Here is a 15,480-nt window from a genome sequence, read left to right as displayed (position 1 = left end):
AAAACAGGTTTTCAATTTCTTTTTTTCATCAAAGGTGTATAATGGAAAAATAACTGTAACAGTTCAGACAGAGTACCGAACTGTTACAAATAATGGTCAGCGGTACAGGAGGAAGAAAGGCTTGAAACGAACCAGAGAATATTTTTCGATTCCAAATTTAATGGGGTATTTCAGAATTGCATTGCTGCCGGTATTTCTGCTGCTGTATTATCGTGCGGACTCAAAAACTTTTTACCTTGCGGCGCTTCTGGTCCTGGCGGTTTCTTTTCTGACAGATTTTCTGGACGGAAAAATTGCCAGGAAATTTAACATGGTGACAGATTTCGGGAAGATTCTGGATCCGGTGGCGGACAAACTGACCCAGGGAGGCATTGCTGTGGCTTTGACGTTTCAGTATCCGCTGACAGTCCGGCTTCTGGTGTTTTTCCTTTTAAAAGAACTGTATATGGCTGTCATGGGTCTGATTCTGATGAAAAAGGACAGGAAAATAACCGGTGCCCTGTGGTATGGGAAAGCCTGTACCTGTATTCTGGACGCGGGGATTCTGCTGCTGCTTTTTGTGCCGAATCTGCCTCTGCTGGTGTCAAACGCAGTGATTTATCTGCTGATGGCAGTGATGGCCGTCACCTGGGGGATGTATCTGCTATTTCACATTCAAATGCTCACGACAGGTGAAGCTGATTCGGGCAGAACGAAGGGAAAAAGGAGAGGGCTGCTGATTACAGGGATTATCATTCTGGCAGTTATCAGTTTTGTTCTGTGCGCGATATTGCCTTACCGCAGACAGCCGGAGGTAAGCAGTGAATATATGGAATCTTTTCAGGCAGACAGCTTTTATGGGGAGGGAATTTCCGCGGACCGGGCTGTGATGATCGAGGACAACGGCGCTGCGCTCAGAGAAAGAATCCGCCTGATTTCTCAGGCACAGGAGAGAATTATTCTGTCAACTTATGAGATGCGTTCCGATACTTCCGGAATGCAGATAATGGCTGCCCTTCGGGCTGCGGCGCTGCGGGGAGTACAGGTAGAGCTTCTGCTGGACGGATTCGCTTTCTGGACTCAGGTGGAGGGAAATCCTTATTTCTATGCGCTGGAGACCACGGATAATGTGGAGATTATTGTCTATAACAGGGCAAATGTTCTGACACCCTGGAAGGGCATGAGCAGAATGCATGAGAAATATATCATTGCCGATGACCGCGTATATCTGGCGGGAGGAAGGAATACTTTTGATTTCTTCCTGGGAGACCAGGAGGGACATAAAAACTATGACAGAGATGTCCTGGTATACAATACGGGCGGCGCGGACAGTTCTGTGCATGATCTGGTCCTTCATTTCGAGGAGACAGTCGCACAGAAATGCTGCAGCCTGTGGAGGCATGGGAAGCTGTTGGAGAACAGTGCTTCTGTGAAAAGGGCGGCTGCAGAGCTGGACAGGCTGTATGTCCGGATGCAGGCAGAGAACCCGCAGCAGTTTGAAGCCATTGATTATGCGGATGTGACATTTCCGGTGAACCATATAAGCCTGGTGAGTAATCCCGGGGGACTATACCCGAAGGAACCATGGACGTTCTGGACGCTCTGTCAGCTGATAAAGCATGCCGACACTGAGACAATCATACATACTCCATACATTATCTGTAATGATTACATGTATGATATGTTTACTGAAATATGCCAAAAGAATGAAAATGTCATGCTGATGACAAATGCGCCGTCCACAAACGGGAATTATTTCGGCGCGGTGGATTATGTCCTGAATAAGGAGAAGATACTGGATACAGGACTTAAAATACTGGAATACAGCGGGAATTATTCCTATCACGGCAAAAGTATTCTGATTGGTGACAGACTGTCCGCTGTAGGTTCTTTTAATATGGATATAAAAAGCGCTTATCAGAATACTGAACTGATGGTGGTCATTGACAGCAGGGAGGTAAATGACCAGCTCGAGGACATTTTCCTTGACTACCAGAGAGAGGCCTGCCCGGCGGCTGAATCCGGGTCTGAGGTGGAAGAATTGTTTTCCGGAGACGTTCCGGGGAGGACGAGAATGGTTCGGCGTGTGATAATGTGGCTTGACCCGTGGATCAGATTTCTGATGTGAATGAGGATGGGATTTTTTGGGATTGACAGATGCGGGAGGGGCCTGTATAATAAGGAAAAACACATAGAGAGGGCGTTTGCATGTTAAGTTCAATTGTGAGGGAAACAGAAGCAAAATAAATATTGCAGGGCAGTTTTCATTTTCATGTTTGGAGTCTGCCCATATGTCAGCAGGTGAGCTGTTGACATTTTACCTCACAATAGCTTAAAATGATGGAATATAGTGGTCCGGCTGAAATCCGGACTGTAAAAAGAAAATGGATACGGAAGGTAGACCATGACATTTTATGCTTTCAGGGGCAGTCATGGTCTTTTTTGCGTGGAAAGGATATGAGATGAAACATATAGTGATAGAGACAGAAGGCCTGGTAAAAACATATCGCAGGTACAGGAAAAAAGAGGGAATCAGAGGAAGCATAGCCAGCCTGTGGAAGCGGGAGTATGAGGAAAAAACAGCGGTAAATCAGGTGAATCTGTCTGTGGGAGAGGGAGAGTTTCTGGGGCTCATCGGACCCAACGGAGCAGGGAAAACCACTCTGATTAAAATGCTGACCGGAATCATCGCGCCCACAGAAGGCAGAATTGACGTGATGGGATATTACCCCAATGACCTGAAGAATGAATTCAAGAAACAGTATGCTGTTGTGATGGGACAGAAAAGTCAGCTCTTTTTTGAACTGACAGTCAATGACACCCTGCGTCTCTTTAAAGAGATATATGAGATACCGGAAAGCGAATATCGGAAGAACAGAGATTATTTTGTAGGGCTTTTGGGTGTGCAGGATTTGATGGATGTTCAGGTGCGGACGCTGTCTCTGGGAGAGCGAATGAAGATGGAGCTGATTGTGGCACTGCTGCATCAGCCGAAGATATTGTTTCTGGATGAGCCTACCATCGGACTGGACGCTATGGCGGCCAGACAGATACGGAAATTTCTGAGAGAAGTCAATGAGGAAAAAGGCACTACGATTCTTCTGACATCTCACTATATGGAGGATATTAAGGCGCTCTGCAGAAGAACTGTGGTAATCAGTCATGGAATCAAACTGTATGACGGCTCGACAGACCAGTTGTTTGAGCAGTATCAGAAGAACAGAAAAGTGATTGTCACTTTTGAGAATCCTGTGGGTGACATTGCTCTGAAAACCGATGAGATAAGGCTGACAGGGAATGAGCCTTACAAAAAAGTATACGAGGCTGCCATTCACAGAACCGGAGAATTATTTGCGGAGCTTATGCGATACAATCCGAAAGACATTCTGGTGGAGGAAGAAGATCTCGGGGCTGTGGTAGAACGTATCTATCACGCCGGGACGGATTTTCAGAGGACAGAGGACGACTGTGAAAGCGATGAAATGACAGAACAGAACAGGAATGGGAAAGGGGGACTTTCATGAGCAAATACTGGCAGGTGTCAAAGACACACATGAAAGCACAGCTGGCATGGAGAGCGGATGTGATTTTTAATATGATATTTACCATATCCAGGATTCTGTTCGCCTATTTGCTGTGGGGGACTGTTTTTCAACAGGGCGGCACGGTGGGAATGTTTACATTCCACGGCATGCTTTCCTATTATATTGTCAGTTCTTTTCTCTCTCAGCTGGAGATGTCTGACGGAATCAGCGGCGAAATACATGCCAGAATCCGCAACGGAACCTTTTCCAGGTATATGGTGATTCCCGTGGGAATAGAAAAGTATTTTATGGCCATGGAGCTGGGAGTGGTATTGTTTTATCTAATATTTGACCTGATTGCGGCAGCGGTGTGGACGGTGATATTCCGCATCTGGTTTGCCTTTACCACAGACCCTGAGATTCTGCTGAGTGCGGTGATTATGGCGATATTGGGTATGGTATTTATGGTACAGCTCAACTTCTTTCTGGGGCTGCTGACATTAAAATATCAGGGGATAGACACCTTCCTTATGATAAAAAGCAACCTGACGGCACTGGTTACAGGAACGATTATTCCGTTGGCACTTTTCCCGGAGGGTGTTGTGAATGTCATGAGAATACTGCCTTTTTACTATGTCACTTATCTGCCTTCCATGCTGCTGACAGGGATGATTCCGGAAGAAGCCTTTCGGGGAGTTGTCATTATCCTCTGCTGGTGTCTGGTCATGCAGATTATCATTCGTCGGACCTGGAAAAAATATCGAAGAAAGTATGATGGGGTGGGGATATGAGAAAGAGATTAAAGAAAAATCTGGGGGTGTTCAGAGCGTTATTTTCTCTGAGATTTCATGGGCTGACGGTATTCAGGCTGGATTTCTTCGGACCGTTTTTTGTGGATGGAAGTCTGTTTGTGATACAACTGCTGGCTTTTGGGGCAGTGTACGCAAATGTGGATGCCATTGGAAGCTGGGGGAGAGGCGAGATGATTCTGTATATAGGCAGTTTTTCCCTGATCAATGCGATTAACATGACGGTTTATTTCTTTGGAATAAACGGAATTCCAGGCAAGGTCAGATCCGGCGACCTGGATTTGTATCTGACGAAGCCGGTAAGCCCTCTGTTCCGGCTGACTTTTGAAAATGTGAGCCCGGGTTCAATACCGCTTGTTTTCATGAGCATATGTATCATTGCCTATGGGGTGGGGACAGCGGATATCAGGCTGACCCTGGCCGGAACAGGTGCCTATATATTCTGGATTCTGATCATGACGGTTTTATATTATGAGATGGAGGTGCTTATCCGGTCTGTCTCTCTGTATGTTGTGTCCATGGCGCGAATGGAGCAGATTGAAGAGGCCGGTCTTGAGCTGTGTATGAAGCTGCCGGGCATTGCGTTTCACGGGGTGTACAAGGTGCTTTTCTATCTGATTCTGCCTTATGGTATTATGGCCACATTGCCGGTGCAGAGTATGGTGGGGGAGATGTCGGCAGAGATGGCAGTCTATGGAATGGGAGTGGTGGGGCTTTTTTCACTGCTGACCTGTGCGGTGTGGAAACGGGGGCTGCGGCGATATAACAGTGCGAGCTCGTAATTCGCCCTTAATTCACAAAGGGCAGGGGCGGCAGTCCCCTGTAAGCCATTGCAGGAATCCCGGCCCAGTCGAAGAATTCCCTGAAATCAACACTTGTATATTCCTGTATGACATGCTAAAGTCAGAACAAAGAATGCGGACATTGAGGTCGCCGGTATCCGGGCAAAACAAAAACATTCAGCGGCAGACATTCGTAAGAAATCTGTAAGAAACACCCCCGGAAATCTGTAAAAAAAGAAGGATATGATACTATCAGCTCGAAGATAAAGTTCGGCGGCAGACGAAAGGAGACATCATGAGTGATTGCGTACTGGTTGTGGACGATGACAGAGAGATTGTGAAAGCCATCAGCATTCTGCTGGAAGGAGAGGGATACGAAGTGCTGAAAGCCTATGACGGACTGCAGGCACTGGATATTCTCGCTTCGAGACAGGTGCGGCTGGTGCTGATCGACGTGATGATGCCGAAGCTGGATGGCCTTTCGGCCCTGATGCGCATTCGTGAGAAGCAGAACATTCCCGTCATTGTCCTCAGCGCCAAAAGCGAGGACTCCGACAAAGTGCTGGGCCTGTCCATGGGAGCGGACGACTATGTGGCAAAGCCCTACAATCCCCAGGAGCTGGCAGCCCGGGTGAAAAGCCAGCTTCGCAGATACACCTGTCTGGGGGATATTCATGCGGGGAACAGAGTTGGTGAGATCAGAAATGGCCGTCTGCTGTACAGCACGGATGAGAAAATTCTCTATGCCGACGGAGAACCGGTGAAGCTGACTCCCACAGAGACGAAGATTGTGGAGCTGTTCATGCGCAATCAGGGCCGCGTGTTTCCGGCGGAGGAAATCTACCGTCGGGTGTGGGAGGAAGAAGCTTTCGCCTCGGAGAACACCGTGATGGTGCATATCAGGCGCATCCGTGAGAAGCTGGAACTGAATCCGAAAGAGCCAGAATATATAAAGGTGGTGTGGGGCATTGGATACAAAATGGAAAAACAGGAAAAGGGGAATTAGCTTTCTTATTTTCTTTCTCGGCGTCAGTCTGACGCTGGGAGGTCTGACAGATATTCTGAGAACCAAGCCTGCGGGGGCAAAGCTCTGGCAGGTGGACAGGATACTGGAGGACGATTATCAACAGAGCGTAAGATTTAGGGGCTATATTGCCAGTCGTCTGGAAAGTTTTCTGATTATGGCCACCGGGGGCAATGGGCTGGGCGGCATATGGGGATATAACAATGGCACCTATTACGGCGGCGGTTACGACGGAACCTGGTATTACGGTAACTATGCAGGCGATTCCTTTGAGGAATACTGGAACAGTTACTGCATTCCGCAGCCCATTGATGTGAGAGAATTGCAGGAAGAAGCTTACGCGGAAGAGGTATCGGGGCTTTCGGCGCGGGAACTGGAGGATTATCTGTACAGCCTGCGGGAAATGTGGGATAACTATTTCTATATGTTGGATGAGCTGGAAGGCATGGATCCTGAACAGAGAGAATCTTTTCAGGAGGAACTGAAGGACTACCGGGACAGCATAGAGGATTACTGGGACAGTCTGGAAAATGAACAGAACAGTTACAACAGAGGAGAAATCAGGGAATTAACGGAAGAGCAGAGGAAGAAAATCGCAGATAAGTATCATGAGAATATCAGGGGAGACAAAAATCTTCTCTACACAATTGTCTATGACGGTAAGGTGCTGTACAGCAATTCCGATGCGTTGCCTGCGGACGGCAGTATGAGTGCGCCGGAAGGCTATAACTTTGTCCTGTATTTTGACGGAGAAAAGACGCGGATAACCAAGGACGGAAAAGAAGTGGATGTCTATGGAGACGGCTTCTACAGGGATGAAAGTGACTGGTATGTACCAGGATACAATAATTTCCAGGTTGACGAGAAGGTGAAAAAGGCGGCGGTCTGTATTGCGGTGACAAAGGAACCGGTTCTCTACATGGAGGGTTCTTATGGCAGCGGACAGTCAAAACAGTATGACAACAGTCTCTATTGGATGCATAATAACCTGCAGGCCAGACATGATCGACTGGCAGCAGAGTTTGTGTATCTGGGAGCGGGTATTTTGCTTTTGATACTTGCATTCTTTACCGGAAAAAGCAGGCGGGAAGCGGCAGAAGGGATTGCGCATTTCCAGGCGAAGATCTGGGTGGAAGTAAAAGTGCTGCTGTTCCTGGGCATATTGTATCTGCTTTATATAATGACTGTCATGGTCATTATTCAAAATTATGGCTATGGATGGTGGGAGGAAGCGATTTATGCGTATGGATACGATTATGGTTTTGATGCGATAGGCAGTCTGGGAACGGAAATTCTGCGCAATATTCCATCTTTTGTCTGGACTGTGCTGTTCTGGGGGATTTACCTGATCGTCAATGATCTGCGGCATAACGGGAAGATATGGAAGAACAGCCTGACTGGCAGGGTTTACAGAAAGTTTTCCGGAAAAGAGCTGAGCAGGTCCCTGTCCCGGAAAATGGCACAGCGTAATATATTGCTTTTTGTCGCCGGATTGTTTTATGGATTGCTGCTGGTGGGAAGTGTGATTTTTATGGGTATGAAATCTTATGAAACAATCTGGCCGCTGCAGCTGCTGTGCATTTTGGCAACGGTTTTCTTCCTGGTACTGCAATATGTCATCGGCTCTAAGAGCATGGAGACAGCCCGGGACATGGAGGCACTTTCAGGACGCATTTATGAAATCAGAAGCGGAAATTATGAGGAAATCGGAGGCGAGAAAACGGGTACTGTAAATACGGCATATCAGTGTGACAAAGATGAAAACGGCCGTCTCTCTGGAGAGGAAGAACAGGAAACGGGTGATGCTGACAGCCAGGGACGCAGGGGTGATATGCATAGAACCACAGATAGCGGACGCTTTGCAGGTCATGATCTGGAAGACGTCATGGCCGGGCTGGAGGATATCCGTCACGGCATGGCGAAAGCTGTGGACGAACAGATGAAGAGTGAGCGCATGAAGGTAGAGCTGATTGCCAATGTGTCCCATGATATCAAGACACCTCTGACTTCCATTATCAGCTATGTGGAATTCTTAAAGCAGGAGGAAGGCCTGCCGGAGCATGTGAAGGATTATGTGAAGATTCTGGATGAGAAATCTCAGCGGCTGAAAAATATGGTACAGGATGTCTTCGCAGTGAGTAAGGCGGCTTCCGGAGAATTGCCCATGCATATGGAGATGCTGGATTTCGGCAAACTGCTGCGCCAGACACTGGCAGATATGGAGGAAGAAATTGACGGCAGCCCGGTAACCTTCCGCACGGATATACCGAAGGAACCGGTGATGATTGTAGCTGACGGACAGAGGATGTACCGGGTGTTCCAGAACCTTTTCCAGAATGCCATCAAATATTCCCTGGCAGGGTCCCGGGTGTATGTGACGCTGAAAGAGGAAGGCCAGATGGCCATTGCCAGCGTCAAGAATACTTCTCAGAAGGAGCTTGACAGGGCAACAGAATTCACAGAACGGTTTGTCAGGGGCGATCAGAGCCGGACGGACGGTGGAAGCGGACTGGGCCTTTCCATCGCCCAGAGCTTTACGGAAGCCTGTGGAGGGACCTTCCGCTGGGAGACAGACGCAGATCTGTTTGTGGTGATTGTTTCTTTTGAGAAAGTGGACGTGGCAGCGGCTGGGATAGATGGAACAGGTGTGGAAGAAGAGAAGTATATTGCTGTTGAGTAACAGGTTAAAACGCATGACATGCAGGAGGCAGGACAAGCCTCCTGCTTTTATATAGCCCCATGCAGAGGAAATATGCCGCAGAGGCGGCGCATAAGGCGCGCGGGGAGCAGGGAATGCCTTTACGGTTTTCCATGTGATACATACTTGGTCAGTGGAACCGTGGATGGGAAAGTGCGTTGTCATCGATATGGATGACAGGCTCTTTTGGGACCCATTTATGGATGGTTGACAGATAAGAGTGCAAAGCTTTTGCAGGAATGCCTCTGCCCAGATGTCTGGTGAGCCGTTCCACAGAATTGACCTTTTTGGAATCTTCGTGGAGCTGGTTAACAATATCTGTCAGGAGGCAGCTGCCGGAAGCGAGCATGCCGTAGGACATGTCGGAGGTGAACTTCCTGTCAGGTCTGGAAAGCTTCCTGGAAATCTTCATTCTACTACAAAATCGGCCAGGATTCCTTATATTTTGGGATTTTTTGAAAACCGTGGATAATCAGTTCTATCAAACTGCATGCATGTGGATAAAACTGCGGAAACTCAAGAAAGGAAGAGACGGTTGAAAAAGAAACACAATCATGATATGATAGTGAATAAGAAGGCAGGTGGTGTAATGGTTACAGAAACCCCGAAAGCATTAAAAAAAGAGGCTCTGAAAGCAATAAGTGAAATGTGTCTTTTGGATGACAACCTGATGGCGCTTGTATTTGACAGAAATACTGAGGCCACAGAACTGCTGCTGAACATCATCCTGCAGAGAAGCGATTTAAAGGTGCTGGAGGTGATCGGACAGAGGGAATATAGAAATCCGATGTCTGGAGGACGCTCCATCACCATAGATATTTATGCGGTGGACAGGAATGATAAGGTCTATGATGTGGAGGTTCAGCGAGCATCAGAGGGAGCAGACCCGCACAGGGCAAGGTTCCATAGCAGCATGATCGATACGAAAATGCTGAAAGCCGGGCAGGAATTTAAAGAAATTCATGATTCCTATGTGATATTCATAACGGCAAGCGATGTCATGGGAGCGGGGCGTCCCTTGTATCATGTCAATCGGACTGTTGAAGAGACGGGTACATATTTTGGGGATGGTTCCCATATCATATATGTTAATGGCAGCTATAAGGACGACAGCGATCCTGTTGGAAGACTGATGCATGACTTTAGATGTTTGAGTTCTGTGGATATGTTCTATCCGATATTGGCAAGGCAAGTGGAGTTTTTTAAGGAGACGGAAGGAGGCCAGAAGGTTATGAGCCAGTTATTTGAGGATTTGGTAGAGAAGTGGGGAGAAGTAAGGGCGAAAGAAATAGCAGAAGTGATGGCACAAGAGATGGCAGAAGAGATGGCAGAAGAGATGGCAGAAGAGATGGCACAAGAGATGGCAGAAGAAAGGGCAGAAGAAAGGGCATTGGAAGAGAAAAAAGCATCTGCCCGCCGTCTGATTGCGAGAGGGAAACTAACTCTTGAGGAAATTGCGGAAGATTCAGACTTGCCGATTGAAGTTGTCAGAGATTTAGCTGTACTGCAGTTGGCATAAGAATGTTGGATGAAGCACTTGCACACTTCCTGTTTATGACCGCTATGTTTATGGGCTGGAAACGCTGTCAAGATTAAGTGATGCCTATAGAATCCTGTGCTGCAGGATGGTCAGGAAAGGACAAGGCGGCAATGGCAGAAACAAATTTAGCGCAGAATATCGTTGAGAAAGAGCGAAAACGCGCCATTGAAAGAATAATCAAAGCAAATATAACCAGAGAGTAAATACTGTCCTACGGATATACAGAGGAGGAATATGAGGCGGTAGAAAACGATTTATTTTCAAATATGTGACGCATACAATACTATGGGAATGAAAAACGGCGGTTTCTGACAGCAGGAATCGCCGCTTTTATATGCTGCTTATCTTAAGATGTATGGCGCATGTTACAAGGTAATGGACTTTCTTTTATATCAAGTAGGGAGATTGATATGAGCAAGAATAATTGTCATTACACTCCATATTTGCAGGCATACATATTGTACCAACATGGCAAAGGCGGGTATCAGTCCGAAGTCACTGCAATATCTCATGGGTCATTTGGATATTGCAACAACTCTTGGATATTACACACATTATAAATTCAACGACGTAGAAAAGGAAGTGAGGGAGTTGGAGAGAAGACTCTCCGGCGGGTAACGGGCATGAGGGTTTTACCTCTGGGATAGGTAAAAAAGAGGTCATTTTACCTTTTTTTACCTGTTTTGGAGGACAAGATATAGGAAGATATGCTATGATATAGGACGTAGAGAGTTTTTGAGGTCAGAGAGAAAACCTTGAAAACATAAGGAAAAACGAGGATATACCGAGATATAAGGAGATATGAGAAGTATGGTAAAAATATTATTTGTGTGCCACGGCAGGATTTGTTGGTCATGGTAAAATGCTTATAAATCTAATGTTTTCCGTGTTTCTTACTCAATTTTACCAATGATTTACCAATATTTCTGGAGAGTCAGACTTGCGATTATAAAACCAGAATGAGGAGATTAACACCATGGATAAATTGAAAAAACATATTTATGATGGGAATAATGGATTGCATTATACGTTGGTAGGCGACTACTATATCCCGGACTTGAAGCTGCCGGAGGAAAGCCGCCCCATCGGACGCTATGGGCGGCTGCACCGGGAATATGTCAAACAGGAACATCCGGCACGGTACAGATCCCTTATCCTGATCGGGAAATTGTGGACGTACCTTGCCGACTTGAACGAGCAGGCGGAGGAACGGCTTGACTTAATCATGGAGCAGATGAAAGCCGCTGAGGGAGTGACCGAGGAACTGAAAGCCCGGAACCAGCTTGAATGGGTAGGCCAGATGAACAATATCCGCAACCGGGCGGAGGAAATCATAAAAAGTGAGATGATTTATTTATAGATATGTGGTAGAATTATTTTAGACGATAAATTGGGATTTTTGGAGATGTGTTCTATGCTTTTATTACAAGAATATGTGAATGACCCATGTGGTACTTTAAGTATTCCATATTGGAAATCAAAAGAACTCGCTGTGCCCCAAAATATGAAAATAATTCATGATAGAGATTTTTCTGTTGGAATGCTTAGAGGCTACAAAGATGAGCCATATTTTCGGCTATCTCATAATTTAAAAAATATTGATCAAGTATTTTTGACTGATGTAGAACCAGTGTCTGGCTTGTCCAATATAAATGAATTTGTTTGGCTCATAAATGCAAGTTATAGTGATATAAGCATTACCAAAGAACAAATAGAACGTTATCGCAGAACTCCTGTTTATTGCCCTGACTTGTGGATTTTATTTAAGGAACAAAATTCAAATAATATTGTCGCAGGAGGAATAGCCGACTATGACAGGGAAACTAATGAATTGATTTTAGAGTGGATACAAGTACTTCCTCATTATCGAAGGAAAGGTTATGGGCAGTTGATAGTGAATAGTTTGTTGTTAAAAATGCAGGGTATAGCTGAATTTGCAACCGTATCAGGGAAAGTGAATAATCCGACCAATCCGCAGAGCCTATATAGAAAATGTGGATTTATTGGTGATGATGTTTGGCATATTCTCACTCAAAAATAGAGTTTCAAATTCCCATTTATCGGGACTTTGAAAAATCCGTTACAAAGCAAAGGCATACTTGTGTAGACCATGCCGTGTTTATTTGAAAGAGGGAAATTATATGGAACTAAAATTTGAATGGGACGAGGAAAAAGAACGTATCAACCGCCAAAAACATGGAATCTCTTTTGAAACGGCTTCATACGTTTTTCGGGATGAACATTACATAGAGATGTATGATTTCGAGCATAGTATAGAAGAAGACCGTTATATTGCAATCGGTATGGTTGGCGATTTATTGTTTGTTGTATTTACCGAGCGAGGGGAGAATATCCGGTTAATCTCCGCAAGATTGGCAACGGAAAGTGAAAGGAGGCTTTATTATGACCAAAACTTTTACAATTAAGGATGGCCAGGTTCCAACGCCGGAACAATTGGAGGAAGTCAGGGCGGCGGCCAAGCGGGAAATTCAATTTGATGAAGATTCCCCGGAACTGTCCCCGGCAATGTTTAAGGCGTTCAGATGTTCCGTGGCACAGCGCAACAGAAATAAGAAGAACGCATAGCAACTCTGTTACGAATCAAGAGCGCACTGTCCCGGACATTCCGGCTTATACCCCTAAAAATTGAATCTGAACCACTCCAAATGCCGTTGCATGGACCAAAAACCAAGTAACGGCATTTCCTTATCTGCGCTTCATCCTGCTCAATGGTGAATCCTTATATGCCGGAGTTTTCTTCATAACATTCTTCAGAACCGTGCGCTCCTGCTCAGACAGCTTCTCATACCGGATTTGAAGCTGTGTACACATGAGGGCGGTGAACACATCCAGATAGGAACCCGGCACAGCCAGTGCCTTCTTTGCGTCCTTGATTAGTTTCATGGCATTGGAGTCGTCTGGCGCACTGTCCGTATCGTCCTTGTGCGTTTCCCTTATGGCATGGAGGATAGTGTCCCAAGTCCGGTGCGTGACCTGACAGAAATAATCTTCTTCCTGTATCTGCATGGCTTCCAACGCCTTTAAAGCGGTATCTTCCTCTACCAGCTGATATTGGGAAAGGACTTGCCCCCGCAGGACTTCCAGAAGGCTGTTGAAGTTTTGGAAGTGGGAAGTGGCGACACCATCCACATAAATTTCTGTGTTTGTCATTAAGGTAACGAAGTCCTCATGCGTGGCAATCTCACACAGGAGCCGGTTATTGATACGCCCGCTTTTTAGCAGTTCCACCATCCCGTCACTCAAATGCAGCTCCGTAAGTTCCATGCCCGGATGGTTCCTGTTCTCTGTCAGGCAGAGAAGGTAATCTGTTGACACCCCGTAAAATTTTGCCAGTTCCACAAGATTTTTGTGGCTGATTTCCTTGATATCAACCAGTACGCTGCACCGACCAAGGCGGAAACCCTTGCAGGCATGAAGGAAATCGTGCCGGTGATAAAGGACTTACTGACAAAGGCAATCGTGGAGAACGCCATCCGGAAACTGGAAAAGATACCGGAACCGGAGTGCAGCCAGTTTGTTACCGCAACAAAAGCACGGTTCCTTGCAGAGCGTGACAATTCCATCCGCCGGCGGCTTGCGGCGGCAAAGATACAGGAGCCAATCATGCAGGGGCATGACCTGTCAGGAAAAGAACGGTTCCGACCGGAAACCCGTCACATGATTACATTGGAAGTACAGAAGGATTGCTTTGTCGGCTTTAAAGGGGAACGGTTCCGTTTCTACCTTTCCGACGAAGGCTACCGGAACGCAAAACGCAGCGAGCAGGAGGGAGAAATCAAGATAAAGAGCCATGCCGCCGTTGTTGCCGGGAAGCTCTATCCCGACAAGAAGCCGAAACAGCAGGAACGGTAAAAAGCCTGACCAAAATCAAAGTGTGCCGGGCGCGTCTTGATTTTTAAATAAAAGTTTTAACGTGGACGAGCCGGGCGCGTTCTGATTTATGCTGTCTATGCCGTAATTGTCACAGATAATTCCTGACTGTCGGATAATCTGTTTGCAATTTTTGATTATTCCGCGATGAGGGATCCAGATCTTACTGTGCATAAGCTCCACCAGATTTCCTAATGAAACCAGTGGTTCGTAGAACAGATCCACTCTTACTTTTGCTTACTTACCCCCACTCAAATGGGGATTTTGTGTCAATGATGCGCGCCAGCGCAGGCGTAAGCCCTTGTCATTGACACAGAAGCCCCATTTTGAGTATCATGGCGAATGGCAAAAGGTAAGTGGTACTCATACATGCACTGGTGGATCTCAAATGAATATCAATGGCTCCCCCAGCGTGAAATATTCAAAACCGGGGATACAGGCGACAGATTCAACAGCAAAGGATCGTCCGCCTATCCCGGACACGGGCAATTACAGTACAATATGTCGTGATTATGAATATATCCGTTTGGGCACGCTGTCGCTGCTGGCCGCCATCGACCTGCTTACCGGAGAGGCATTCCCGCTCGTAAGCCCGACCCACAAGAGTTCTGATTTCGTAAGGTTCCTGGACATGTTGGATCAAAAGTACCCGTCGGGAGATAAAATCAGGCTCATCCTTGATAACCATTCGGCACATACATCAAAGGAGACTCAGGAATACCTGAATAAAGTTCCGGGCAGGTTTGAATTTGTATTTACTCCGACGCATGGTTCATGGCTGAATATGGTGGAGGGATTTTTCAGTAAGCTGACGAAACAAATGCTGTCTGGAATCCGTGTGACAAGCAAAGAGGAACTGGAAGAGAGGATATACCAGTATTTCACAGAAATCAACAAAGTACCAGTACCGTATCATTGGTCATATAAGCTGGATGATATCGACCTTGAAAAAGAGGATATCAGCCAGATCATATATGAGGTCGTCAACCATAAAGCGGCCAAAGCATGTGATAAAGATAAAAGGGCACCTAAACCCCGTAAAAGGAGTAAACGGACCCAGGAGGATAAAGCGTAATAAAACATAAAGTTAATTAGCGTGAGTTATACTAGTGTATTGACATGACGATATTTAACCTTACTACCGCCTTTTAAGAGGCGATAGTAAAATTGGGGTATAGAGACTTAAGCTTTATTCTGGCATCACCTGTCCTAAAATGCCAGTCAACCTTTGCT

General features: G+C 46.3%; 15 protein-coding genes and 1 pseudogene. 14 read left to right on the top strand and 2 right to left on the bottom strand.

Translation table 11 applies throughout. The features are described 5' to 3' along the window. The first annotated feature begins 121 nt into the window (after positions 1–121). The 6 genes from NSB25_RS11975 to NSB25_RS11950 all read left to right on the top strand — a co-directional run bounded on the left by NSB25_RS11975 (position 122) and on the right by NSB25_RS11950 (position 8,798). Positions 122–2,107: a phospholipase D-like domain-containing protein gene (locus NSB25_RS11975; protein ID WP_103239990.1), complete on the top strand. Its 1,986-nt coding sequence runs from the start codon at positions 122–124 to the stop codon at positions 2,105–2,107. Positions 2,108–2,441: 334 nt separating this feature from the next. Then, positions 2,442–3,503, top strand: coding sequence for an ABC transporter ATP-binding protein (locus tag NSB25_RS11970; protein WP_103240026.1), 1,062 nt, complete (start codon positions 2,442–2,444; stop codon positions 3,501–3,503). Continuing rightward, positions 3,500–4,294, top strand: a complete 795-nt coding sequence (locus NSB25_RS11965) for an ABC transporter permease (protein WP_103239991.1) — start codon at positions 3,500–3,502, stop codon at positions 4,292–4,294. The genes NSB25_RS11970 and NSB25_RS11965 overlap by 4 nt, the downstream gene beginning before the upstream one ends. Beyond that, positions 4,291–5,094 (top strand): ABC transporter permease, encoded by an 804-nt coding sequence (locus NSB25_RS11960; protein WP_103239992.1) that lies wholly within the window; start codon positions 4,291–4,293, stop codon positions 5,092–5,094. Before NSB25_RS11965 ends, NSB25_RS11960 begins: the two co-directional genes overlap by 4 nt. Before the next feature lie 295 nt (positions 5,095–5,389). Beyond that, positions 5,390–6,100, top strand: a complete 711-nt coding sequence (locus NSB25_RS11955) for a response regulator transcription factor (protein ID WP_103239993.1) — start codon at positions 5,390–5,392, stop codon at positions 6,098–6,100. Continuing rightward, positions 6,063–8,798 carry a sensor histidine kinase gene (locus NSB25_RS11950; RefSeq protein WP_103239994.1) on the top strand — a complete coding sequence of 912 codons (2,736 nt, stop codon included), beginning with the start codon at positions 6,063–6,065 and terminating at the stop codon, positions 8,796–8,798. Before NSB25_RS11955 ends, NSB25_RS11950 begins: the two co-directional genes overlap by 38 nt. A gap of 148 nt (positions 8,799–8,946) precedes the next feature. Here NSB25_RS11950 and NSB25_RS11945 read toward each other — a convergent pair whose 3' ends face one another. Then, the gene (locus NSB25_RS11945; RefSeq protein WP_242982425.1) at positions 8,947–9,228 is read right to left on the bottom strand and encodes a hypothetical protein; all 282 of its coding nucleotides are present in this window, start codon (positions 9,226–9,228) and stop codon (positions 8,947–8,949) included. A 123-nt stretch (positions 9,229–9,351) separates the two neighbouring features. Here NSB25_RS11945 and NSB25_RS11940 point away from each other — a divergent pair, with 123 nt between their 5' ends. From NSB25_RS11940 to NSB25_RS11915, 6 genes are all read left to right on the top strand, one after another. Further along, the gene (locus NSB25_RS11940; RefSeq protein WP_172455114.1) at positions 9,352–10,335 is read left to right on the top strand and encodes an Rpn family recombination-promoting nuclease/putative transposase; all 984 of its coding nucleotides are present in this window, start codon (positions 9,352–9,354) and stop codon (positions 10,333–10,335) included. 441 nt (positions 10,336–10,776) lie between these two features. Beyond that, the gene (locus NSB25_RS11935; protein ID WP_207656160.1) at positions 10,777–10,974 is read left to right on the top strand and encodes a tyrosine-type recombinase/integrase; all 198 of its coding nucleotides are present in this window, start codon (positions 10,777–10,779) and stop codon (positions 10,972–10,974) included. Positions 10,975–11,332: 358 nt separating this feature from the next. After that, complete coding sequence (locus NSB25_RS11930) at positions 11,333–11,716, top strand: TnpV protein (protein WP_103239997.1); 384 nt, start codon at positions 11,333–11,335, stop codon at positions 11,714–11,716. A 54-nt stretch (positions 11,717–11,770) separates the two neighbouring features. After that, on the top strand, positions 11,771–12,397 hold the full coding sequence (locus NSB25_RS11925; protein ID WP_172455115.1) for a GNAT family N-acetyltransferase: 627 nt from the start codon (positions 11,771–11,773) through the stop codon (positions 12,395–12,397). Positions 12,398–12,497: 100 nt separating this feature from the next. Next, positions 12,498–12,782: a BrnT family toxin gene (locus NSB25_RS11920; RefSeq protein WP_103239999.1), complete on the top strand. Its 285-nt coding sequence runs from the start codon at positions 12,498–12,500 to the stop codon at positions 12,780–12,782. After that, positions 12,760–12,942 carry a hypothetical protein gene (locus NSB25_RS11915; protein ID WP_016284131.1) on the top strand — a complete coding sequence of 61 codons (183 nt, stop codon included), beginning with the start codon at positions 12,760–12,762 and terminating at the stop codon, positions 12,940–12,942. Before NSB25_RS11920 ends, NSB25_RS11915 begins: the two co-directional genes overlap by 23 nt. Positions 12,943–13,062: 120 nt before the next feature. Here the strand turns inward: NSB25_RS11915 and NSB25_RS11910 are convergent, their stop codons facing one another. Then, positions 13,063–13,716, bottom strand: coding sequence for a transcriptional regulator (locus tag NSB25_RS11910; RefSeq protein ID WP_242982426.1), 654 nt, complete (start codon positions 13,714–13,716; stop codon positions 13,063–13,065). Between the two features lie 9 nt (positions 13,717–13,725). Between NSB25_RS11910 and NSB25_RS11905 the strand changes: the two genes are divergently transcribed. Then, positions 13,726–14,229, top strand: coding sequence for a DUF5720 family protein (locus tag NSB25_RS11905; protein ID WP_242982427.1), 504 nt, complete (start codon positions 13,726–13,728; stop codon positions 14,227–14,229). Between the two features lie 442 nt (positions 14,230–14,671). Beyond that, positions 14,672–15,322, top strand: a pseudogene (locus NSB25_RS11900) (IS630 family transposase); the annotation flags it as partial. Positions 15,323–15,480 lie beyond the last annotated feature (158 nt).

The organism is Acetatifactor muris, assembly GCF_024623325.1.
GTDB lineage: Bacteria > Bacillota > Clostridia > Lachnospirales > Lachnospiraceae > Acetatifactor > Acetatifactor muris.
The sequence above is the reverse complement of the archived record's forward strand: the minus strand, read 5'-3'. Positions and strand labels throughout refer to the sequence as shown.

What these genes read in the sequence shown, in the direction of transcription:
- NSB25_RS11955 (WP_103239993.1), top strand. Translation starts at nt 5,390, where the DNA reads ATGAGTGATTGCGTACTGGTTGTGGACGATGACAGAGAGATTGTGAAA.
- NSB25_RS11920 (WP_103239999.1), top strand. Translation starts at nt 12,498, where the DNA reads ATGGAACTAAAATTTGAATGGGACGAGGAAAAAGAACGTATCAACCGC.
- NSB25_RS11915 (WP_016284131.1), top strand. Translation starts at nt 12,760, where the DNA reads ATGACCAAAACTTTTACAATTAAGGATGGCCAGGTTCCAACGCCGGAA.
- NSB25_RS11925 (WP_172455115.1), top strand. Translation starts at nt 11,771, where the DNA reads ATGCTTTTATTACAAGAATATGTGAATGACCCATGTGGTACTTTAAGT.
- NSB25_RS11965 (WP_103239991.1), top strand. Translation starts at nt 3,500, where the DNA reads ATGAGCAAATACTGGCAGGTGTCAAAGACACACATGAAAGCACAGCTG.
- NSB25_RS11960 (WP_103239992.1), top strand. Translation starts at nt 4,291, where the DNA reads ATGAGAAAGAGATTAAAGAAAAATCTGGGGGTGTTCAGAGCGTTATTT.
- NSB25_RS11970 (WP_103240026.1), top strand. Translation starts at nt 2,442, where the DNA reads ATGAAACATATAGTGATAGAGACAGAAGGCCTGGTAAAAACATATCGC.
- NSB25_RS11945 (WP_242982425.1), bottom strand. Translation starts at nt 9,228, where the DNA reads ATGAAGATTTCCAGGAAGCTTTCCAGACCTGACAGGAAGTTCACCTCC.
- NSB25_RS11930 (WP_103239997.1), top strand. Translation starts at nt 11,333, where the DNA reads ATGGATAAATTGAAAAAACATATTTATGATGGGAATAATGGATTGCAT.